The organism is Psychrobacillus sp. NEAU-3TGS, from assembly GCF_029955155.1.
Taxonomy (GTDB): Bacteria; Bacillota; Bacilli; order Bacillales_A; family Planococcaceae; genus Psychrobacillus.
Map to the genome: position 1 here is coordinate 21640 of NZ_JAPNOZ010000004.1, position 21824 is coordinate 43463.

Consider the following 21824-nt stretch of genomic DNA (forward strand, 5'->3'; position numbering starts at 1 on the left):
CCCCCTTCCTCTTTGATTGGCTTTTAGGTTTAATCCAACGATAATAGCTGGTGCTCTTGAGCTTTTTGTACAGCTTCCATCCGTGATTCCACTCCTAGTTTGGAAAAAATTTTCGTTAATTGGTGCTCAACTGTTCGCTGGCTCATAATTAAATTTCTAGCAATTATTTTATTCGTATAACCTTTTTCTATTTCCCTTAAAATTGCTTGTTCTTTTTCTGTTAAACGTATATTCACTAAAGGTGTTTCTTTATCCTGTACATTGGTAGGAACTTCGATTCTTCTAAGCTGACGAAGTAAACATAGTGGAACAACTACCTCTTCTCTTAATGCACATCTAATAGCTGTTATAATTTGATCTCCAGTAGCTGTTTTGCTTAAAAAGCCAGACACTTTCGCTTCCATCAACAAATTGTAGTGAATCTCTATGTCAAAACCGGTATAAATGAGAATAATCGACTCTGGTTCTTTTTCTCTGATCATTTTCATTAAATCTAATCCGTTCAGTTCCGGCATATATAAATCAATTAAATATACGTGGTATGTCGTTTGTTCCAAATGTTCCATTACCTCTATACTGTTAGTCAATACAGTTACATTCATATCCTGTTGTTGGTTTATAATAACCTTTGTTCCTTCACTTACAGCAGGATGATCATCCACTATTAACACTTCAATCACTTCATTTCGCCTCCGTTTCAACCTCAATTCTGATTTTCATCCCTTGACCTTTAGATGATATTATTTCGATATTTCCATCGATACTTCTAATTCGTTCTTTTATCCCTACGAGTCCCATGGAGCTAAAGGAATATCCTTCATTTGTCAGGTCAACCCCTACCCCATCGTCTTCATACTGAAGTATGATCGACCAATCGACTTGATAAAAGTCAATACTTACTTCTGTTGCGTTAGAGTGTTTCATTGCATTTGTAAGTAATTCTTGGAATATACGATAGAATATTAGCTCTTCTTCTTTGCTAGGGTGAATATTTTCACCTATTGATACATAAAGAAGAAAGTTACAACGCAATTTAGTTTGGCGGATCAACCTCTGTAAAGATACCTTTAATCCTTGTTCACTTAGCAATGGCGGTCGGAGCTCCATACACGTTTCTCTAATGAGATGCACATTATCTAACATCTGTTCTTTCATCTCGTTCAATCTATCCTTAACGCTTGATCATCAACTATTTTGTGTATACTATCCATCTCTCTTAATAGTTGTAATTGTTCCTGTAATATAGAATCATGCAAATCATTGGATAGATTTGCTCTCTCTTTTTCTGAAAGTGCAAATAATAGTTTCGATAACCATTTAGGAGACTCATTTGTTTCTTGCAATTTTAGTTGGTCGATTTGTTCCACTAATCCTTCTATAAGCTTCATATTTTCTACAACTACATTTGCAAAGTAAGCCATCATTTCAATCCAAATTTTCTCATCATTTTTCAATTTCATGCCTGTTTTTTCTCATCACATAAAATAAGTTTCTTAACATGAATGTCACTACCAACAACTACTGCAAAACCTCTTGAAAAAGTGAGGATATTTCCAATCGATTCATATTCCCAATCCACCGTTTCTAATTTCAACAGATTCATAATGGTTTCCGATGATTTAGAATGAACTTTCCAAGTCTTTAAGGATTCATCCTGCTGCATTTCTATAAAAGTTGCACTTTTTACATTCAACGTGTTTTCCATCTCTTTTAATATCCGATCGATAACGATTTGTACTTTGTTTTCATCTTTTGTTTTTTGAAAAAACGTGTACATATTCGTTTGTAAATTACCTCTAACCGAAAACATATACTTTCTATTTCTGTAATCCATCCGTTCTTTGATGTACAAAAAAAGTATGTTGCCGACAAAAAGCATTATAAATATTAAGGAAACTTCTTCTAGAGATGGATTTTCTACTAAAAACATACTAATTATTCCACAAATCAGAGCCGAAAATGGAAATGCAAGTACAGTGTAATATTTAAACCGACTCAAAATGTAGTCGATGTCAAACAGCCTTTCTGTTAATTGAAAATAGATGAAGCTAAAAGGAATGAATAATAAAAACGTTACGGCTATTTCAGCATTCATAATAGGTTCTGATATTAGTACTGCCGGAATTGCATATAAAAACGTAAATGGAATAAAAGCTAAAACAAATAGGAATACAAGTAGGCTAACAGCTTGACTCCCTGGCTTATCTTTATACTGAGAGTAGGTTTTGATAAACAAAGCGATAATAAGAATGAGCAGTAAACTAAATATCCCCAATTCCAACATCGTTCGAGTATCCTTCCATGATGGAACGAATAAAGTAACTAAGTTTGCCACAAAGATAAATAATGGAAGGCTAAATAATTTCCGTAGACTAGATTGACTGATAAAGGTAATTTGAAACCTTTCTAAGAAAATCTTTAAAAATTGGATATAAAAAACAAGACAGCCTACAAGTGTTACTCCGTTAACTAATCGTCCCACTATATCCCCTCGACTCGAAGCACCCGCGCTTCCATATGCCAAAGCAATGCATAGTAAAAACTGGATTAAAACAAGCGCAGATAGTTCTTTCTTTTGTTTTCGATATATATAGAGCGCAACGTATATAGTTAATAATAAATAGACGAGTGGAAAGAATAAATGGGAGAAAAGCTGCTTAGTTTCAGATACATAAGAAACAGTGAAGGTCTTCTCTTCACCGTTTTTATCTATTAAGGTAAAATTCTCTGCCGCTCTAATTAGCTTTTCTTTTATAACTTGATCGTTGTGTTCCGGGCAATCACCATCTATATTTAATAGTATATCCCCCGTCTCTATATCTTGGTTATATGCCCAACCGTCCTCATGTAGTTCGTCTACTATCCAATTGCTATTTTCGTTTTTAACGCTAAAACCAACTAGTGGTGACTGGATTGTAATATACGAAGCATAAAACATGAAAATAAGGACTGTCACTATTGGGATTAATATTTTTTTATCTAAATGTCTCATAGCTTGTCCTTCTTCCCCCTACTGTATTGTCATCCTCCAATAAACAATACACATTGGCTAATACCGATAAAAAATGCCACATGTTGAATTGGTGAATCTTCTGCTATTTCTAACTGGATTAAAAATTCTCCTTCTACATCTGCTCTCCACTTTGCAATTTCTTTGCCATCACATATAAATCGTGACCAGCCTTCCATTTCCTTCTGGATAAGGATTTCTAAATTACCATTTGTAATGATTAAATCTGGTATCAGTTCCTTCCATTTATCGTAAGCTACCATAAATTTTTCTTTTGTTAAGTAGTCGTAAGCTTCAAAATATATGCTGCCTTTTCTCGATACCTTCTTGCATGTAAATACGAGTTGGTTTTCCAAATCATATACATCATATTGTAAAAAATATCGATAATCCATTAGCCTGTCTATCATTTTTTTGAGTCCATTCGAGTAATGCCTTTGAAATTTGTAGGCGAGGATACTTTCTTCATTATATACAGGTGTAATTGGTGTTGTTTCAAGGGTTATTGGTTGTGCATATGTATATTTGTACATGTTTTGTTCTCCTTTTCTTTAACCATAACACAAATAGAACCCCCTTTAGATAGTAAATTCTAAAGGAGGTTTCCTCTTGGATAATTTAATATGTCTTCCAAAACTTTTCAAATGGAATGAGCAGGGATCATCTTGTATTTAATTATTAAATGATCAAATAGAAAACTCAAGATTTATAAAAAGAAGGCGGTTTTTCATCTGCGCTGATGAGGACATGTTTTACAATACTTCTTGCTATCTGTTAAATATGAATAGCAACAAGTACTTCTTCTAACTTCATTTCCTTGCTCCTTGCGGTAATATCTGTTTAATGGATTGATATCATAGTCCCCAAATAAATGGCCCGGAGCTTTATTCATGATAAATTGAAAATCTTCCTTTGACCGATTGACTATCTCTATTGGTACTTCTTCCGTTAAAACTGTTCCATACAGCCAGTATATGTAAACCGCTATATTTTCCCATAGAATTAGTTTTGATACTTTCGTTGTTTGTGAAAGAAGATTGAGTAAAGGAGATATATGCTCCTTAAATAGAGCTTCTATACAATACGATCGCCACTCATCCCTATCACCATGTAATGTTGCCGACTCCAAATGATGAAAGTGGAAATTTGGCAACCAAAGTTTATCATGATCATCTGTTTCTAACGAAATATTTTTATAAGACACGTTTAGCTTTTCATTCCATGCTGTCATTGCATACAAATATATAACCGATAAGAATGAATAGCGTTTCACAAATAAAGATGCCGCAACTTTAGTGTTAGAAGCACCAATATGAGTACAAAGAATGTCTAAATAATTACTTATAGATTGTTCCTCTAGAATTTCACTAATTTCTACAGAAAGGGAAGAATGTATTCTTTCAGTTGTAAGACGCAACTTTCGGAGCTTATCTAATTTAGAATCCAATTACAACACTACTTCCTTTAAAATACATCTACCTTTTCCAAAAGGAATACATAAAGGAGTTCCAAATAGGGGGTCCATTGTAATCTGACAGTCCATACCAAATACATCCTTCACTAAAGGACAACTTACAATATGCTCTGGTTTCCCTTGTGCGTATATTTTGCGATCTTTTATCGCAACTATATTATCCGCATAGCGGCATGCTAAGTTTAAATCATGCAACACCATTACAATAGTCCTTTGCTCTTTTTCATTTAATTCGTATAGCAAATCCAGTATTTCGATTTGGTGTGTCATATCCAAATAAGTTGTAGGCTCATCCAAAAGAATAACATCTGTATCTTGCGCTAAAGTCATCGCAATCCAAGCCCTCTGACGTTGTCCTCCAGATAGCGAATCTACCGGACGATCCTTTAAATCTTCAATCGCAGTAGCTTTCAAAGCCTTTGTTACTTCTTCCTCGTCTTTCTCGGTCCATTGCTTTAACCACGTTTGATAAGGGTATCTCCCCTGCTTTACTAGTTGGAGAACGGTAAGCCCCTCTGGAGCAACAGGAGATTGTGGAAGAATAGACATTTGTTTTGCAACATCCTTTGTAGACATTTTGGCAATTGCATTTCCTTCTAACAAAACCGCTCCATTTTTTGGTTTTAATAATCGAGCAATAGAACGAAGAAGTGTCGACTTTCCGCAACCATTTCCACCAATAAAAACAGTAATTTCACCTTTAGGAATTTGAAGATCTAATTCATTTATAATAATGCTATCCCCATACGAAAGGGTTAAGTTTTTTGTCTCAATCGCTGTCTTCATTTCAGTCACTCCTTTTTTCCAAAATTTCTATATGAATCATCTATGCGTTACGCGTTTTAAACAGTAAATAAATAAAATACGGTGCTCCTATTCCCGCAGTAAACACGCCCGCTGGGATTTCTAAAGGAGAAAACATTGTTCTACCGATTAGATCCGCTAGCATAACTAATATAGCACCAATGAAAGCAGACACGGGTAATAATGCTCCAAACGAAGAACCAACTAATCTTCTTGCCATATGAGGAGCCATTAAACCGACAAATCCAATACCGCCTGCAAATGCAACAGATCCTCCGACAAGTGCCGTACTAATCAATAACAATAAAAAACGGTGACGCTGAATATGCCCCCCGACACCAGTCGCAATATCTTCTCCAAGTTCTAAAATATTTATATTCTTTACCATAAAAAAGGCGATTACAATAAAAATTATAGTCCATGGCACTAATATTGCTACATTGCTCCAGCTTGATCCATATACAGTGCCTGTAATCCAAATGTTAGCCTGACTCGCTCTATATATAGGACCCATGATCATCATTAAAGTCGTTAAAGCTTGCATAAGAGCAGAAATACCGATACCTATTAAAACAATCCTTATAGGTGATACTCCATTTTTCCATGCTAGGAAATAAACGAGCATGGCAATAATGGTTGCCCCAGCAAATGCAGCTAAAGGCATCCATTTTATGCTCACTGTCAAAGCATTGTTCTGGTCACTAAAAAATGCTAAAAAACTTACTACTGCAACGGAAGCTCCACCTGTAAGCCCTAGAACATCGGGTGACGCTAAGGGGTTACGAATGATTCCTTGGAGTATCCCTCCCGCAACCGCTAGAGCCATCCCTACTATTAGTGCAACGATAATCCTTGGTAAACGAAACGACTGAACGACAAGTGTCTCCATTTCTGTTCCTCCACCAAAAAACACTTTTAGAACAGCTAGTGGGCTTAATTTCATATCACCCATTCCTGTACTTAAAACGAAAATAGCTCCTGCTACTATCATCAAAACTATTAAGACAATCGTTGCTTTTTTATCTAAGAGAAAGGATACTCTTCCTTTCATCGGTCTAAAATTTTTATATTGACTCATCGTGCATTAAACCCCCTTCTTGCAATGTAGATAAAGAATGGAGTTCCGATAATAGCAGTCATTACACCAACAGGAACTTCCTGTGGCATGATAATATATCTTGCCATTATATCTGCTACAAGCAAAAGAATGGCTCCTAAAATACCAGCAAAAGGGATGAGCCAACGGTGATCTATTCCAACGATAGATCTTGTTACGTGTGGAATAACAATGCCAATAAAACCGATTGGACCTGCAATCGCTACAGATCCTCCTGCTAGCAGGACGACAATGATAGCAACCATTATTTTTAAAAAATCCTGTATTTAAACCTAAACCTTTTGCAACATCTTCTCCCATAGAAAAAACGTTCATCTTGGAAGAGATGATAAGCGATCCTAACCAACCAATTATCAAATAGGGTAAGACATTAGTTAAAATCTCCATTTTCCTTCCTTCTACAGACCCCGCTAGCCAAAACAAAACTTGCTCGAAGGCAGCCTCATTAATAACTAGAAAGCCTTGGGTAAAAGAAGCAAACATAGCCGAAATTGCTGCACCAGCTAATGTTAATTTCATTGGTGTTAACCCTTCTCTACCCGTAGAACCGATTGTATATACAGCGATCACAGCGACAGTTGCCCCTAAAAAGGAAATCCACGTAAATGCTTGAAGATTCCCTACAGAGAATAATGTGACAGCTAAGACTACTGCGAACCCTGCTCCTGCATTTACACCAAAAATTCCAGGTGATGCAAGTGGGTTTTTAGTTAAAGTTTGCATAAGAACTCCAGAAATAGCTAAACTGCCTCCAACGGCTGCCGCAATTAATGCCCTTGGCAATCTTACAGTTTCTATTATTATATGTTCGTTTGAACCGTTATTATTTTGAAAAGCGTCCAAGACCATTCTCCAAGTTGTATCCGTATATCCGTAAACAATACTTGCACACATTAATAGTAGTAATAAAAAAATGGCAATGAAAAGTACAATTAACCTTTGTCCATTATTTTTTAACAACATTACAAAAACCCTTCCAACAACTTATTAGTAAAGAATTTTACACACTTTAGTCTATTCGATGTTAAATACACTGTCAATGAGTCTGAAAATCATTTTCAATTATATATTGACATGTTCATAGGATGGTTTTATTATAAAAATTGTAATGAAAATGATTATCATTGGCAATATACATAGGGGGAACCATAAGATGAAATCTTTTAAATTCATATTCACCCTTATTTCCATCATGAGCATCTTGTTATTAGCTGCATGTGGAAATACGGACGAAAAGGCAGACAAAGAACAAGATACAGGAAATAAAACAGAAGGCTCGAGCTATACAATTGAACACGCAATGGGATCAACTACTATCGATAAAACACCTGAAAGGGTAGTAATCCTTTCAAACGAGGGAACGGAAGCACTTCTTGCATTAGGAGTAACACCTGTAGGTGCTGTTCAATCGTGGCTAGGTGATCCTTGGTATGACCATATTTCAGATAAAATGAAAGATGTAGAAGTGGTAGGCACGGAATCAGAAGTAAATTTAGAAAAAATTGCAGCACTAAAACCAGATTTAATCATTGGTACAAAAATACGCCAAGAAGCTATCTATGATCAATTAAACGCTATTGCTCCAACCGTTTTTTCTGAGACATTAAGAGGCGACTGGGAAGATAACTTCACATTATACGCAAAAGCTCTGAACCTAGAAGAACAAGGAAATGAAGTATTAAGTCAATTTGATGCACACGTAGAAAAAGTAAAACAAAGCCTGGGCGATAAAGTCAATCAAGAAATATCGGTTGTTCGTTTCATGGCAGGAAAATCACGTATTTACTATACGGATTCCTTCTCGGGGGTTATTTTCGATAAATTAGGCTTTCAACGTACTGCACCACAAGCTGAGCTATTCGAAGCAGATACCAAACTAGGCAACCTTGCAATCGAAGTTGGAAAAGAAGTAATTCCTAAAATGGACGGAGATGTTCTATTCTACTTCACATATGCACCACAAGGTGACCAAGCTGCTCTGGACACAGCAAAAGAATGGACAAATGATCCTCTTTGGAAAAATCTAAGTGCTGTAAAGAGCGGAAACGTTCACGAAGTTAGTGATGCTGTATGGAATACAGCAGGTGGAGTTTTAGCTGCTAATTTAATGTTAGATGAAATTGAAGCTATTTTTGAAAGTAAATAATTTCTCATAAAAGGCATCCTTTCCTCAATATTTTGAGGAAAGGATGCCTTTTGCAATTAATGTATAGAGGAGACAAAAACTATCTTCCGCAACACCCTCCACGCTTAGTGTTTTTAATTACTTTTTTTCCATCTGTTGTAGTGTTTACTATAGTAGGGCTTTGGGTTGCGTTCGTAGAGGATTTCTTTATATATTGAATACTCGCCTTATTTTTTTTCAATTTATTCACCTCCATCGCTATGGTGTAGTATATTAAAACTAGCAAATAAAGGTAGGGCAAATATTATGTCTCTATTAAAAAAAGGCATTCATAATATGTCGGGGATAAAATGTGGTAGCACTTTGCTTCCGGAGGTTCTGACTTAAATGAAACAATCAGCATTTTAACGTCAGGATCAGGATGGTTTATAATATCATGACTAGAAGGTATCGGTGAAGTAGTTGGATGTGAATGATAAATAGCTATTACATTTTCTTTCCGTTCTGCAATTTGCGCAAGCGTTTTTGACACTGCCGTTTCTGAGACAAAAAAATGTCTATCCGATTTTAGTTCATTTTCTAATACCCAAAATGAATTCACTTTTCCATTGTTACCAGCAAGTAGACCACATGATTCATATGGAAGATGATCACGTGCATGGTCTATCACTTCTTTTAATAGAAATTCTGAAATGCGTACTTGGTTCATTTCCACTTTAACCTTTCTTCTGGAAAAAGTTTAAAAATGCAAAAACATCTCTATTTTTTGTTTTGCTTTCTGGCTGTTCTTTTACTGTGGATTCTTCTACTAATTCATTTGTCGGCTCAATTGTATTCTCTAATATCGTCTCTGCTTCATCCTCTACTATTAGTTCAGCCTTATCTTCTGTCACCATATCAACTGTATCCTCTACTACTATTTCACCTGTATCTTCTTCCTCTAGCTCGGTTTCATCTTCTACTATTATATTAACTTTATCTTCCGCTTCCGTTTCAGCTGTAACTTCTACTACCTGCTCAATTTTCTCTTCAACTATTAGTTCAGATTTATTTTCTAGCTCTTCAATCACTGCTTCGTTTTGTACTATATCAAATGATTTCATTTCAGTTGTATTTTCTTCCGACTGAGTATCGTACGTTGTGAAGGAAATAGAAGGACTTATATTTCCTTTTAGTGGTATCGCTTGTTTCAATACGACTCTATTTAATGTGTTCGTTGGTTTTGTATGAAAACTTCTAGACTGACCGTGACTTTTCTTGGAAGAATTACCGCCTATAGATGGGAAACTTCTTCTTCCGATAGACTTGCTAACCATACTTGTGTTTACTATAGGTTCGGGATCGGCCGAAATTTCTTGGACATCGCTTGCATTATGGAAAAAGTTTCTTAGTTGTTTGTAAGAAAGTGGAAGAGTCGGTGTTGGAATCGGAGAAGCTATTGTTTCTGTATGATTGATTGTCGTTTCAGCCTCATTCACATCGTTTTCATTGGTTATATTTATTGAATCATGTAAATCAACTAGGGTATTAATACTTTCAATAAGGTCGTTCACTTCCTCTGATTTTAATAAATCCATAATTACGGAAATATCCTGGCTCAACACCTCTACAGTTTGATTTATAGATTCTATCTGAACTGAAATGTTTTTCACTCGTTCGCCATATTCTTCTTTTTTAATGTTTTCTGTTTCATCTTTTACTTCCACTGGATTTCCAGCCTTTAAGGAATTTAAAGTGTCTCTATAAATAGCAATTTTCTGTTTCAGGTCTTCGATGTCTTGAGTGGAGTATAGCTTAGAATCTTCCATTACTTTCACCCCTTTGCGGTATATGACTATACTATTAATGACGTTTGCTTTGCGTGACAAATTTTAACGGCTAGGCTTAAGCAATTCGCTCTGTCAAATCTGCCCTAATACTTCCCTGAAACTTTGCTTCCATAGTAAGAAGTGTATAGAAGTAAATCACCAAGATTCAGATGTAAATACATTTACCAAATAATCATTTAAACAGTCAATTTTATTAATGCTCTAATAAGCACTTTACCTATACGCTTGAGCACTAACTCCATATGATACTTGTGTAAGCAAAAAAATAATGGAGGTTTTCGCAAATATGCAAGCAAAAAATTTAAGTGGTGGTCAAGAACTTATATGTATAAATGTCGATAAGGTCTATGACTGGATTGTAAAAGAAAGATCGTTTGATTTTGTATTGCCAACAGGAAATATCGTATTTACACCAACAGCTGGAGTACCTACAGGAACTGCTCCAACAACCCTTACTGGTGCGGTAGTTACATGTGAAGTGACTCCCGATCCGGTAAACCCTGTAATTATCGTAGATCGTGAGGATCGTCCATTTGTTATTGATGGAACACCGGTTACGCTACAACAACTTAATATTCGTAAGAACTTTGTGATCAGACTTTGTATCACTTTAGCAGACGGAACGGTGTTGACTAGTGCACCTTCAGTTGTTGGAGGTACCAATGCAAGTCTTCTAATTTCTCGTTGTGAAGTAGTAACTATGTGTGCTCCTGAAGGAACGGATGTTGAAATTACGTACACAGATCTAGACTGCTTCATTTGTACACCTGGAGTACTCACAGTAGGAACTGCAGCTACACCAACTATTCCTGCTGGTTCAATCAATATCGCGGGGTTAACTCTCTCCATCGTAACTTGCCAAAGCATCCAATCTACATTCCCTGTAACTGTTGAATTCTTGGCTGAGTTCTGTGAACCAAGAGAAGAATTAGCAACTGAATGCCCTGCACCTATTCGTCCTTTACAATGCCCTGTTATTTTTCCTTAATGTGGACGATGGTGATAATGGATACGAACCAAACATATTATGAAGAGAGGATATTTCTCTCTTCATTTTTTTGGGATAAAGGGGTGCGAAGCATTGAATTACGATACGAGTGATGTAGTAGTAAAAATGAAAAAGCTACAACATCAAACGAGAACATACTTAGATGAGATAAAAAAATTAGTAGGTGAGCTTGATAGCCCTAGCAAACCGAATATCATAAGCTATTTTACTTATTCATTGGATATATCACATACTCCTTCAGAGGAAAGCCTATGCCTTGGGTCTTACCATGTGATGAATATAGGGAATAAACCGATAACAAATCCTTATTTATGTATCAAAATTTCAAAAGAATCCCCTTTTTCATTCTCAGGGAAGTACGTTTATGAAGATTTTAAGCAGTCATTAAAGGGTCCAGGAGGATGGCAACGCATAAATGAAAAAACAAATAAAGAGGAGTTTTGGCTGAAACCTTTAGGTAAATCATCCATCGAGCCAAATGAAGTCCTTTCGTTCTCCAATTTCCAGATTACATGGTCAGCTGAAAAATCTTATGGAGGCAGTGTGATGGGGTTTGCATATAGCGACCAACTAACAGATGGTATAGCTGCAATTAATCCCATAAGTTTGAATGGAACTATTATTAAACAGGGGGATGAAAATGAGTGACCTAACTGGAAATGAACAGGAAATATTATTAAAAAATCTGATGCGACGATTGATGAAGGACCAACTGGACGAGCTAAAAGAAGAAAAAAATAGAAGCAACAATAGTTTTCTCTTTTTAGAAAACAATACATTAAATATGCTCCTTACTTATATGGTGATGAACCACTCTAACCGAAAGGATGTAGAAGTGGTGGACGATAACAGTAGGTTTTCTCAAGTAAAAATTCTCGAGGAACTTGACCATATTATTGTAGATAACCAACAGCAATTTGAAGAAGTCATCACTATATTAAAAGAAAAGTTATAATTTTGCTTTCTTATCGAACATTTGTGATGGGAGGTAATGGTATGAACAGTGAAGACATCCAAAGTAACGATACCAAACAACTTCAACAAACGATTATTTACTTAAAAGCAGAACTAGCTAAATCGACCGAACGACTAAAAAAATATGATGAGACACCTAATTATGTGTTAATAGAAAAACTGGAGCAAGAAATCTTCCAATTATCAAACGATAAAAATGACTTATCTAATGAATTGTATAAATTACAGGAAGAAATGGAAAAGCAGAGTCTGGATCATAAAGAACGAATATATTTATATGACATGCAAAGAAAAACAGCGATGACCACTATTAACCACCTGGAGAAAACAGCCACTGATTTAAGACAAATGAATAAACAGTTGACCGAGGTTATTAAAGTGCTAAAAGATGGTTTCACTACCGATAAATATAGGGCACAAAAATATGACAAGCAAGTCTCTTCTCTTCATCAAAAAATAGCAGAATATAAACCGACCATGGAACAGCTAGAATATACGCTTGTTCATCTCGTGGAAGAAGCAAACAAACAAGTATCTTCCAAAATTGAAAAATTAGATACCTCCTTCTATGACTATACACAGTCCCAACAAGACAAACAGCAATTATTGAATGAAATAGAAAAGAAAAATGTGACTATCGAAAACCTCCAACAGGAACTATTGAATGTAAAAAAGCTGAACCAAAAGCAAGATTTTCAAGCAGTTACAGAGGAACACTCTCTGCCTGCTAAAGCTCCTGAATCATTTGTACAATTAGAGCATCAAATAAAAGAAGTAATAGGAAAATCACTAGACTACGAAGAAAAATTAGATGCCAAGTTGATCATTATTAATGATTTAGAATATAAATTAAACCAGCTTGCTACAGAAATCGACACCAGAACAAACCCTCGACTCTAATATTCAAAAACATTGGACTAAAAGAGGACTGATCTTAAAAGCCATTATTAATGGCCATTGAGATCAGTCCTTTTCCCCCTTACCTATGACAAATTATTTTACTTTCTTGTAACGATTCATTTGTTGTGATAAAAACAGGAAAACTCCTAGTAAGACAAGCAATCCACCTACAATTTGCCAGCCTACAAGGCGTTCGCCTAAAAAAATTGCTGCAAGTATTGTTGCACCTACTGGCTCTCCTAAGATACTCATCGAAATAGTGGTGGCATTTACATAGTTTAACAACCAGTTATTAATGACATGGGAAATCGTTGGCACGATTGCAAGTAAAACAAAAATTCCCCATTCTTTTGCGTCATATCCTCCCATCGCTACACTTGTTGCGAAGTTATAGACAACCAATGCAATTGCCGCGAACCCAAAAACACAAAAACTATAAATCCAGTGAGACACTTTTTTTACTGCATTTTGTCCGATTAACAAGTATCCAACAACCGCGATAACACTTAAAAAGGAAAGAATGTCCCCTATAATTGCGCTTTTACTTAAACCGAAATCGCCCCAACCGACCATTACTGCTCCTACAACAGCAATACCCATTGTCATTAAAGCTGCGGAGGTCGTTCTTTCTTTATATAAAAATGCTCCACCTATTAATGCGACGATTGGTTGCAAGGCCAGGATAATTGTTGAACTTGCAACCGTTGTTAACTTCAATGACCCAAACCAAAGCGCGAAATGAAGCGCTAAAAATAAACCAGCAAAAAATAATAATAACCATTCTTTTTTTGCTATCTTTTGAAACTCTTGTCTTTTAAACCAAACAACTGGAACTAATAACAAGCATGCCAAGATCATTCGATACATACTTAAAATAGTTGCCGGTGCAGTAGACCATTTCACAAAAATTGCAGCAAACGATATTGCCACAATAGAAATGATTAATGGTAGCACAATGGACTTGGATGTTTTTCCTTCTTTCAATTCTTTACCCCGTTCTTTTAAAGTTCGTTATTTATATAAGTTTTGCACACATATAAATATACTGTATACGGGCTGGAATAGGAAATAGAAATTACTTAAAATGTTCCCGCTTCCATTTTCTATATTTATCCCTAATACCTTTTCCACTTGTCGAGACAAGCAAAGTTGTTGATAATGCTATCCCTGACAGCGCAGTAACGAGGGTAATCCACTCAAAGAAGGTATAGGTGAACACGCTAGACCAATTAAAGTCTTCTTTCCAATCCTCTATTACTAAATTCATCCCATAAATCCCGGAAACAACCGTGTATACTGTTAAGATAAACAATAGCATATTTTGCCGTTTATCCGCTTGCTTTTCTTGTGCACGATATAAATCATCCACAGTTCTCTTTACTTCTACAAAAAGAGGCTTTAAATAAAAAGCTTCACGCAGCATGTTTGTAAGTTCTTTTCCTTCTGAACGGACTGATATTTCTTCAAAGTAATAATGCGAATCAAATTTAGAAATAAGCTCAATTAACTCTTCTACATATTGTTTGTCTTTTTCCCAGCTTACCTCACTATGTTCAAAAGACAATCTCAATAACATAATTTTATAATAAAAATGAAGCAATAAATTATAATAATGAATGCTCATAAACTGTGCTATCTCTTTCTTTAATGATTCTTTACTTTTTACTGAAATAGTCGTTTGAGTATGTAAAGAAGTAATCGTATATGTATTCGGTGCCCATCTATCATGTATCCGCTCCTCTACATAACGGTTAATATATTCTGGATTAGTGCTAGATATAAACTCATTTCCTTCAGGATCCCTGCCATCCAATTGACCCATTCGGAATAATTGATCGTTCGTAATAAGTTGGTCTCCAGCAGCTATTAAAAAGGCTTGTGAAAGCATACGCTCATCCTCGAAAAACGGTAAGCTTCCATAATACCCTGCCATTTTTTTGTTTTTCACTATAAACGATTTTAAAAAAGGACATAGATAATCGAAAATAAGTTCACTCGTTGTTGTGAATGTTTTATTATGCAAATAAATTTTTGTTCCTCTTTCTTCTTCCAGTTTAGGCTCTAAAACACGAAAATGGCTCATAAAGTCCAACACGTTTGTTAAGCTTTCAAGCTCTTTTATCATTTCTGTTCGAATCGTAATAATTCCAATGCCAAAAGGACATAGTATTATATCCAAACTATTTACAGTAAACTTGAATTCGTTATTATTTCCTTTTAAAGCAAATGATTCTTTTATTTCTTTCGAGTATCGCAGAAAACCTCTTTCGTTTACTGACTGTGGAAATAGTTTGTCTTCAATAAAAGGTAAAAAGAATTGATCTAATTCTTGATGGTTTATTTGAATACCTTTCCCATAATATAGGTCTTGTAGCTCATAGTTATCTAAATCGAATAGCTTAAAATTGTGTTTCTTCAACTGTTCCATTATTTTTTCTCTTTCCTTTTCACGAAATGAAAAGGGAAATAAATAATTCATGAAAGCATCTGTTATTTCCAAATGTTGAATACTTTCCATTTTATAGATGACCTCCACAACATAAATGTTAGTTCTTTATACCACTAAGGCTCAAGCTTCAAACAAAAATACAGTCCTTCCTATTATTATTCTTAGGAAGGACCGAACTTTAAATTATTTGATGTTGTTTTGATTGTTTTGGTTATTACGATTGCTATTGCGATTATTTTGGTTGTTTTTATTTTTTTCGTTGCGCTTTTGGTTGTCTAAATTGTCGAAGTTGAAATCCTCTCCGAACTCAAGACCATTATTTTGATTGTTGTTTTGTTTGTTATTATTGTTATTGCGGTTGTTGTTGTTTGCCACTACTGCTCACCTCCTTGACCATATTAGATTGGTCCTTTTAGAAAGAAATATACTTTTTATTTAACTATTTTCTTTTACCATTTTTCTCTTTTTTTACAGAGGGTTTTACTTCTTTTTCTTTAGTTTCTCTGGATATTTCATCTACATCCACTTCTTCAGCAAACTCGGTTTGCAGATTTGTTCGTTGGTAATAACCTGTTTTTTCCTCGGGATTCGTAATTTGGGGTTCAAAAATATGGCTTTCCATATATCGATGTAAAAATAATTCTCCAACCATCAGAACAAGGGCAGATATAAACGAAGCCGTTCCCAAAGCAATTCTTTCGTCAAATATGCTGGAGCCAAGGACCCATACTACGACCATTGCAAGAACGAAATCAGTTATCGCTGCAAGCACATTACCAATTCGCGGCAAGACAAACAAATCACCTAAAAAGCCTACAACGGTTAATACTATGCTTGTAAGTAATATATCCGTAAAGCTAACATTAAAGAACACTCCTAAAATAACCCATAAAACCGCAGTAGTTACTACAAACTTCATTAAAAATGCTTTAATATGCAATTTACTCGCCACACCTTTCTTCGATTATCTACTTATTGTTACTAATTGAAGTACCGTTCATATTTTCCCCATTTTCACTATTCATTTTTCTAGCAAACCATTCATTTAGCTCGTTATAACTCATACCCGAATTTGCATTGAGTCTTTTTACTTCTTCAATGTCCGTCCCAACAACCGTAAACTTTGCCTGCTTCTTTTCCATTTAAAACATGTCCTTTCTAATTTTTCTGTAGTTGTAGATTAGCTGATTTCACCTTAGAACGAGTGCTTCTATACCACTGATAACAGAGGATACAAACTAATCCTACCTCTATAGCATCCCCACCATAATACATAATCATCCCACCCAATTCAGCCTGTACCGAGGATATACCATCAGGTGGATGTGCATAAAGATACTTGGACAATATGGAATGTGCCGCTAAAGCAATTAATAGTACTACAGAACGATAAATAAAGGATTTTCGTTGAGGAGTGGGATCAATATAAATAATGGATATAGTGAAAAGATAACCTGCCAAGAAAATGTGAATGTGGATGAATGCATAAAGTACGACATTTTCATGCATCATTGGGAATAGTTCAGTTGTGTAAAGTAACCATAAAGCTCCGACGTTTATAATTGAAGTAAAAATAGGATTATGAAGGATATTAATTGGTCCACTACGTAAAATATATGAAAGCCGTCTCGCCGATTGAACAGGTAGGGTTCGTAAGAGAAGTGTCATAGGAGCACCTAATGCCATGAAAAGTGGAGCAAGCATGCCAAGCAACAAATGACCAACCATATGTGCAGAAAAATCTTCATGAGAACGATCTGCTATTGGTCCAATGACCGATAAAGATGCACAAACCACACCAATTATCCATAAAACTACACGATAAAAAGGCCACTGTTTTTTCTTTCTATTAGAAATACTTACCGACAGTAAATAACCTATTAAACCTAAAACAAAAGGTGATACCAATAGGATTTGGACAAGATCACTGATTTCATTAGAATGATTATGGGTATGCATATGTCCAACTCCCTCCAATCAACGTCGTGTTCGATTCAGTAAAACAAGACCTATAACAATCATAATAACAGCTGAAATATTCCATATTAAATCATATGGAACAATGTTGACATTATAGCGGATTTGATGGAGCCCCATTAGTTTATGCTGGATAATACCATCATAAAGTTGAAATACTCCGGCCCCCAACAATATGCCTCCAATCCATCTCTTTAGCCAAAATGCATGCCGCCGGTGAAGGTCCGCCAACAAAAACGACGACCCAATTGTCGCAAAAAAGCTAAAAGCATGGAATAGACCATCCGAAACCAGTCCAATATCCTTTGTAGATTTATCATAAAAATGGTGCCAATGCAGTAACTGATGAAATACAACTTCATCGATAAAAGCTATTAATCCAAAACCAAATAAAATACCTGTCCACATATTTTGTTTTGCATAGATCAATTGATTATTCCTCTTGTCAGTCATAGGCACCTCTTTAATAATGAATTTTCTTGTAGTTTCCCCTAGTGATTTAAACTTAAACTCCGTTTTAAAAGAAAAAAGTGAGAGAAAATGTATTTCCCTCACTTTTACTTATTATAGACTTCCTTTGTATGTTAGTTCTTTAACAGACATATGGTCCATTTTTCCTTCTAAAATAGATTCAACATCGGCAAGTGTTTGGGACATGGACACTGCTTTTCCTGCTTGACCGGTGAATGCTTCCGCCACAAAGAATGGTTGTGAGAAATAGGCTTCTAAACGCTCTCCTTTTTCATACGTCTCTAGTTCAGTATCTGGAATTTTATTAATCCCATGTACAACTACAATAGAGCGCAATTCACGATAACGACGTAGAAGCTTTTGCGCACGTTGCCTTAAATTAAAATGACGTTCATCTAAATCGACACCTTCAATAATAGAAGATGTGGAATAGATAGGATGGATAGCTGGATAAAGATGACGCGTTGCAAGATCCGCATCCAATTGCCAAACAGTTTCCAAAGGACCATAAGGCATATCTTCATCTACCACTTCACCAGAAAGGTCTAATAAAATGGTTGTGATGTTATGAATACTTTCTGTCACCAATTTTTCTTGCAAATCTAAAAGCTCTCCAGATACTATATAACTCTTATCCGAAATAAATATAATATTCCCCGAAAGCTCTGCTAATTTAGCAAATGCTTCATCAACGGAGATCGCAACAAAGTCCGCTAACTCTGTTGTACCTTCTAACTCTCTATGCTCAGTAGTCGGCAATAAAAAAACGGTGGTGTAATCACTTTCTTTAAAACGATGCATCAACTCAGCAAGAATGACAAGTTGCCCCATTCCTGGTCGAGCCACTAATCCTGTTGTTCCACCTTTTACTAGTGGTGCAAAGAAGTCCAATGCTTTAATTTGCGTTTCAATCATCTTTAATTTCTCCCCCCGTATGATTAATTCATCCACCGTACAGTTAGCGAGCGTCGCGAGACCTACAAGAGTCTTTACCTCTGCTTTACCTAAATCAATTTTTCCTGTACACAGATTGGATACTGTTGCAGGTCGAATCCCAATCGATTTTGCAGCAGTCGTTAAATTAGGTACTTTTCTTCTTAATAAAGCTACGTTTAACCGAATTTCATCCATTTTCTCCCCTCCTTGTTACTTTTAATAGTAAATTATTTTACTTTAAGAAGCAATATCTTTTCTTTTAAAAGTAATTTTTTTTACGCTAAAATGATTTAAAAAAGCAACAGGTTCATCTCCAATCAAATGGAAGATGAACCTGTTGCTCTTGATATTATTAGCACTAAATTGTATGTCTTTATCCCCAAAACCCCTTATTCTTCAAGTAGTATTTTATAATAATAAATGGTGGCTTGAAATTCGCCAGATACCGATTTCACATAGTTAGGTATCTTTCCAACCTCAATATAACCTAATGAAGCATAGAGATTATTAGAAGGATCTCCCTCTCTTGTATCTAGTATTAATAACGATCTTTCCTCTCTCATTGCCCTCTCTTCTGCACTTTTCATCAATAAGCGAGCTATTCCATTTCGTCGATAATTAGGATGAGTCATTAGTTTAGCAATCTCCGCTCTATGTACACCATTTTGTTTTGCACATCGATGCAACTGAACACTTCCAACGATTCGATTATTTCTTTTTGCTACAAATAGTATTACTTCTGGATTTAATACTTCTTCCCAATAGTTCGTCGCATCTGCTAAAGCTACCGGTGGTAAAAAGCCAATCGACGCTCCATCTTCAACTACTTGAATGAGAAGCTCCGATAATTCTTCCATATGATCTTCTGTAGATATTAATTGCTCTATTGTCACTTCATTCCCCACCGTAATCACCTCAAATTAATACATTTCCTTCTATTTAAATTTATTCGACATAACATTCCTTTGTTCCTTTTATAATAAACAAACTCCTCATCCAATAAGATGAGGAGTTCTCTTTAAATAATTTGATCAATTATCCCGTAATTCATTGCTTCTTCTGCTGTCATAAAATAATCCCGGTCAGAATCAGTTGCAATTTTCTCGATTGTCTGTCCTGTTCTATCTGAAAAAATACGATTAATCCTTTCCTTCATCAAGAGAATTCGCCTAGCGCTAATTTCAATATCACTAGCTTGCCCTTGTGCGCCTCCAAGTGGCTGATGTATCATAATTTCACTATTCGGCAAGGCAAAACGTTTTCCTTTTGTACCTGCTACAAGTATCGTAGCTCCAAAAGATGCTGCTAATCCAGTGCAAATCGTGCGTACATCCGGCTTAATGATTTGCATTGTATCATAAATTGCAAATCCAGCACTTACTGAACCACCAGGGCTGTTAATATATAAAGAAATATCTTTTTCCGGATCCTCTGCCTCTAAAAACAGCAGTTGCGCTACAATATTATTGGCAACTACATCATTTATTTCTGACCCTAAAAAAATAATCCGATCTTTTAATAATCGCGAATAAATATCATAAGAACGCTCCCCGCGACTTGTTTGCTCTACAACATACGGAATAAGATTAGACATTCAAAATCCCCTTTCTATGCTACAGTCGAAAATTCCTTTTGCTTCAACCAAGCTATTTGCGATAATAATGCAGATAACTCTAATTGATAAAATGGAACGAAAAGGATTCCCCCATTTTTCTTTGGAATTGAGATAAGCACATAAGGAGTACTGCCACTCACAAAAGTATGAGCGATTGGGGATGAATGGATACTGTACTGATCGCTTCTAGCATACATAGATGGTTCTTGTATTTCTTTTTGATATAGCCGTAGGACAGCATTTGAATTTTGATTACTTAAAGCAGTTACATATGGCCATAAGTTATCTTCATCCAACTCGTAGGAATAGTCATGTATATTCACTTGTTTTAACTTTTTTCGCGCACGATGGAGGGTTGCTTTTATAGATCCTTCACTATTAGAAAGCAAGCTTGCAGTTTCTTTAATCGTGTAATCGAATCCTAATACGAATAAAACTACCGCTCTTTGTTTAGCCGACAATTCGTTTAACAATACCATAATCGCCGGAAAAACTGACTCCATTTTAGGTCCATTTTCTTGTGCAAATTGAGATAAATCTTGACCCATGTCTTCCTCTATTTTTCGTTTACGGTGTTTATCAATCCATGTATTAGAAGCAATGCGGAACAAATATGCCTTAGCTATTTGCTTTGGAGTTTTCATCCAGCTTTCAAATGCCTTCGCTAAGGTCTCCTGCATTAAATCTTCCCCGTCCCACTTAGTTCTCGTTAGGGAAAAGCAATACTTCTTCAAATCGTGCATATAAGGCATAATTGCCATCTCAAATTCTTCTGTTACTTCAATGGGAGTTTTTTCAACAAGCGGCCGCATGTTTTCCCCTCCTCCAAATTTGTCTTTCACTTATATAAACGAAAAAATTTATTGAAAAGGTACGGGTAAGGAAAAAGAATTATACTTTCTTTATTATTCCCGGTTCATATCGTGTGTTGGTCCTCCTTCGCAGCTCTTATCATTGAAAAATGGAAAAATGATCAACATTATAATGACCATGCAATACTTTGTTGATGATTGATAATTTGTTCAGCAACTAAAACGGGGCTATCTGTTAAGTGTCCATCATCCACTAATGTGACGTACAGATACTATTGCAGTTCTTACGGCAGTATCAATGCAATGTTCTGTTTCACATCA

At 35.6% G+C, this 21824-nt stretch carries 26 protein-coding genes and 2 pseudogenes; 5 read left to right on the forward strand and 23 right to left on the reverse strand.

From position 1 onward, the window contains the following. Positions 1 to 29 precede the first annotated feature (29 nt). The 9 genes and pseudogenes from OR571_RS00960 to OR571_RS01000 form a co-directional block, all read right to left on the reverse strand. Positions 30 to 680 (reverse strand): response regulator transcription factor, encoded by a 651-nt coding sequence (locus OR571_RS00960; protein WP_282241002.1) that lies wholly within the window; start codon positions 678 to 680, stop codon positions 30 to 32. 1 nt (position 681) lies between these two features. Then, positions 682 to 1107, reverse strand: a complete 426-nt coding sequence (locus OR571_RS00965) for a sensor histidine kinase (RefSeq protein ID WP_282241003.1) — start codon at positions 1105 to 1107, stop codon at positions 682 to 684. A 53-nt stretch (positions 1108 to 1160) separates the two neighbouring features. Then, complete coding sequence (locus OR571_RS00970; RefSeq protein ID WP_282241004.1) at positions 1161 to 1460, reverse strand: hypothetical protein; 300 nt, start codon at positions 1458 to 1460, stop codon at positions 1161 to 1163. Beyond that, positions 1457 to 2992, reverse strand: a complete 1536-nt coding sequence (locus OR571_RS00975; protein WP_282241005.1) for a PDZ domain-containing protein — start codon at positions 2990 to 2992, stop codon at positions 1457 to 1459. Before OR571_RS00975 ends, OR571_RS00970 begins: the two co-directional genes overlap by 4 nt. A gap of 29 nt (positions 2993 to 3021) precedes the next feature. After that, positions 3022 to 3543 (reverse strand): tubby C-terminal domain-like protein, encoded by a 522-nt coding sequence (locus tag OR571_RS00980; RefSeq protein ID WP_282241006.1) that lies wholly within the window; start codon positions 3541 to 3543, stop codon positions 3022 to 3024. Between the two features lie 194 nt (positions 3544 to 3737). Next, positions 3738 to 4457: an IucA/IucC family C-terminal-domain containing protein gene (locus tag OR571_RS00985; RefSeq protein WP_282241007.1), complete on the reverse strand. Its 720-nt coding sequence runs from the start codon at positions 4455 to 4457 to the stop codon at positions 3738 to 3740. Then, entirely contained in the window at positions 4458 to 5270 is an 813-nt protein-coding gene (locus OR571_RS00990; protein WP_282241008.1) for an ABC transporter ATP-binding protein, read from the reverse strand. Between the two features lie 40 nt (positions 5271 to 5310). Beyond that, entirely contained in the window at positions 5311 to 6366 is a 1056-nt protein-coding gene (locus tag OR571_RS00995; RefSeq protein WP_282241009.1) for a FecCD family ABC transporter permease, read from the reverse strand. Next, a pseudogene (locus tag OR571_RS01000) lies at positions 6363 to 7368 on the reverse strand (FecCD family ABC transporter permease). Before OR571_RS01000 ends, OR571_RS00995 begins: the two are co-directional and overlap by 4 nt. A 190-nt stretch (positions 7369 to 7558) precedes the next feature. Here OR571_RS01000 and OR571_RS01005 point away from each other — a divergent pair. Then, entirely contained in the window at positions 7559 to 8551 is a 993-nt protein-coding gene (locus tag OR571_RS01005) for an ABC transporter substrate-binding protein (protein ID WP_282241010.1), read from the forward strand. 283 nt (positions 8552 to 8834) lie between these two features. On the opposite strand, the gene OR571_RS01010 is transcribed toward OR571_RS01005, so the two are convergent. Together OR571_RS01010 and OR571_RS01015 are read right to left on the reverse strand one after the other, a co-directional pair. Then, a complete protein-coding gene (locus OR571_RS01010; protein WP_282241011.1) occupies positions 8835 to 9239 on the reverse strand; it encodes a M67 family metallopeptidase in 405 nt (134 codons plus the stop codon). 7 nt (positions 9240 to 9246) lie between these two features. Further along, positions 9247 to 10338, reverse strand: a complete 1092-nt coding sequence (locus OR571_RS01015) for a hypothetical protein (RefSeq protein ID WP_282241012.1) — start codon at positions 10336 to 10338, stop codon at positions 9247 to 9249. A 307-nt stretch (positions 10339 to 10645) separates the two neighbouring features. Here OR571_RS01015 and OR571_RS01020 point away from each other — a divergent pair, with 307 nt between their 5' ends. From OR571_RS01020 to OR571_RS01035, 4 genes are all read left to right on the forward strand, one after another. Continuing rightward, the gene (locus OR571_RS01020; protein ID WP_282241013.1) at positions 10646 to 11347 is read left to right on the forward strand and encodes a BMQ_0737 family morphogenetic spore coat protein; all 702 of its coding nucleotides are present in this window, start codon (positions 10646 to 10648) and stop codon (positions 11345 to 11347) included. A gap of 93 nt (positions 11348 to 11440) precedes the next feature. Continuing rightward, on the forward strand, positions 11441 to 12016 hold the full coding sequence (locus OR571_RS01025) for a hypothetical protein (RefSeq protein ID WP_282241014.1): 576 nt from the start codon (positions 11441 to 11443) through the stop codon (positions 12014 to 12016). Then, complete coding sequence (locus tag OR571_RS01030) at positions 12009 to 12323, forward strand: hypothetical protein (RefSeq protein ID WP_282241015.1); 315 nt, start codon at positions 12009 to 12011, stop codon at positions 12321 to 12323. Before OR571_RS01025 ends, OR571_RS01030 begins: the two co-directional genes overlap by 8 nt. A gap of 41 nt (positions 12324 to 12364) precedes the next feature. Next, complete coding sequence (locus tag OR571_RS01035) at positions 12365 to 13243, forward strand: coiled-coil domain-containing protein (protein WP_282241016.1); 879 nt, start codon at positions 12365 to 12367, stop codon at positions 13241 to 13243. Between the two features lie 93 nt (positions 13244 to 13336). Here OR571_RS01035 and OR571_RS01040 read toward each other — a convergent pair whose 3' ends face one another. From OR571_RS01040 to OR571_RS01095, 12 genes and pseudogenes are all read right to left on the reverse strand, one after another. Then, on the reverse strand, positions 13337 to 14227 hold the full coding sequence (locus OR571_RS01040) for a DMT family transporter (RefSeq protein ID WP_282241017.1): 891 nt from the start codon (positions 14225 to 14227) through the stop codon (positions 13337 to 13339). Between the two features lie 91 nt (positions 14228 to 14318). Then, positions 14319 to 15761, reverse strand: a complete 1443-nt coding sequence (locus OR571_RS01045; protein WP_282241018.1) for a magnesium transporter CorA family protein — start codon at positions 15759 to 15761, stop codon at positions 14319 to 14321. Between the two features lie 114 nt (positions 15762 to 15875). Then, a complete protein-coding gene (locus tag OR571_RS01050; protein WP_142539244.1) occupies positions 15876 to 16067 on the reverse strand; it encodes a hypothetical protein in 192 nt (63 codons plus the stop codon). A gap of 64 nt (positions 16068 to 16131) precedes the next feature. Further along, positions 16132 to 16644: a YndM family protein gene (locus OR571_RS01055; protein ID WP_282241019.1), complete on the reverse strand. Its 513-nt coding sequence runs from the start codon at positions 16642 to 16644 to the stop codon at positions 16132 to 16134. 16 nt (positions 16645 to 16660) lie between these two features. After that, complete coding sequence (locus OR571_RS01060) at positions 16661 to 16834, reverse strand: hypothetical protein (RefSeq protein ID WP_282241020.1); 174 nt, start codon at positions 16832 to 16834, stop codon at positions 16661 to 16663. A 16-nt stretch (positions 16835 to 16850) separates the two neighbouring features. Next, positions 16851 to 17651, reverse strand: a complete 801-nt coding sequence (locus tag OR571_RS01065; protein ID WP_282241021.1) for a cytochrome c oxidase assembly protein — start codon at positions 17649 to 17651, stop codon at positions 16851 to 16853. Positions 17652 to 17669: 18 nt separating this feature from the next. Beyond that, positions 17670 to 18122 carry a DUF2243 domain-containing protein gene (locus tag OR571_RS01070; protein ID WP_282241022.1) on the reverse strand — a complete coding sequence of 151 codons (453 nt, stop codon included), beginning with the start codon at positions 18120 to 18122 and terminating at the stop codon, positions 17670 to 17672. A 111-nt stretch (positions 18123 to 18233) separates the two neighbouring features. Further along, positions 18234 to 19271: an ATP synthase beta subunit C-terminal domain-containing protein gene (locus OR571_RS01075; RefSeq protein WP_282241023.1), complete on the reverse strand. Its 1038-nt coding sequence runs from the start codon at positions 19269 to 19271 to the stop codon at positions 18234 to 18236. Positions 19272 to 19465: 194 nt separating this feature from the next. Continuing rightward, positions 19466 to 19933, reverse strand: coding sequence for an N-acetyltransferase family protein (locus OR571_RS01080; protein WP_481900355.1), 468 nt, complete (start codon positions 19931 to 19933; stop codon positions 19466 to 19468). Between the two features lie 161 nt (positions 19934 to 20094). Then, the gene (gene clpP / locus OR571_RS01085) at positions 20095 to 20670 is read right to left on the reverse strand and encodes an ATP-dependent Clp endopeptidase proteolytic subunit ClpP (protein ID WP_282241025.1); all 576 of its coding nucleotides are present in this window, start codon (positions 20668 to 20670) and stop codon (positions 20095 to 20097) included. 14 nt (positions 20671 to 20684) lie between these two features. After that, entirely contained in the window at positions 20685 to 21503 is an 819-nt protein-coding gene (locus OR571_RS01090; RefSeq protein ID WP_282241026.1) for an RNA polymerase sigma factor, read from the reverse strand. A 139-nt stretch (positions 21504 to 21642) separates the two neighbouring features. Further along, positions 21643 to 21821, reverse strand: a pseudogene (locus tag OR571_RS01095) (cysteine hydrolase); the annotation flags it as partial. Positions 21822 to 21824 lie beyond the last annotated feature (3 nt).